Genomic DNA, 815 nt, shown 5'->3' with positions numbered 1-815 from the left:
CGACGCTGGCCTTTTGAACATATCTGCACCCTGTTACGTGAGCTGATAAAGCATTCTCCCGGCGATTTTGGTTATCAACGTTCACGCTGGAGCACCGAATTACTGGCATTAAAAATCAATGAGATAACCGGTTGCCAGTTACATGCAGGAACCGTTCGCCGCTGGTTGCCATCTGCGGGGCTTGTATGGCGCAGGGCCGCGCCAACTCTGCGTATCCGTGACCCACATAAAGATGAAAAGATGGCGGTAATCCACAAAGCGCTGGATGAATGCAGCGCAGAGCATCCGGTATTTTATGAAGATGAAGTGGATATCCACCTTAATCCTAAAATCGGTGCGGACTGGCAGTTGCGCGGACAGCAGAAACGGGTAGTGACGCCGGGGCAGAACGAAAAATACTATCTGGCCGGCGCACTGCACAGTGGCACGGGTAAAGTCAGCTACGTGGGCGGCAACAGCAAAAGTTCAGCGCTGTTTATCGCTCTGCTGAAGCACCTGAAAGCCACTTACCGGCGGGCGAAAACAATCACGCTGATCGTTGATAACTACATTATCCATAAAAGCCGCGAAACACAGCGCTGGTTGAAAGCAAATCCCAAGTTCAGGGTAATTTACCAGCCGGTTTACTCGCCGTGGGTGAATCATGTGGAACGGCTATGGCAGGCACTTCATGACACGATAACCCGTAATCATCAGTGCCGCTCAATGTGGCAGTTACTGAAAAAGGTCCGCCATTTTATGGAAACCGCCAGCCCATTCCCCGGAGGAAAACATGGTCAGGCAAAAGTGTAGCGGTATTAGGCGCAGCTATTTAG

At 51.3% G+C, this 815-nt stretch carries 1 protein-coding gene; it reads left to right on the top strand.

What is annotated here, in order from left to right; all coding sequences use genetic code 11:
* A partial coding sequence (locus tag FHC48_RS23015; RefSeq protein ID WP_220420631.1) for an IS630-like element ISEc33 family transposase occupies positions 1-792 on the top strand: 792 nt, incomplete at its 5' end.
* Between the last annotated feature and the right edge of the window lie 23 nt (positions 793-815).

This window comes from Enterobacter sp. EC_50 (genome assembly GCF_019584525.1).
In the GTDB taxonomy this organism is placed as follows: domain Bacteria; phylum Pseudomonadota; class Gammaproteobacteria; order Enterobacterales; family Enterobacteriaceae; genus Enterobacter; species Enterobacter roggenkampii.
The sequence above is the reverse complement of the archived record's forward strand: the minus strand, read 5'-3'. Positions and strand labels throughout refer to the sequence as shown.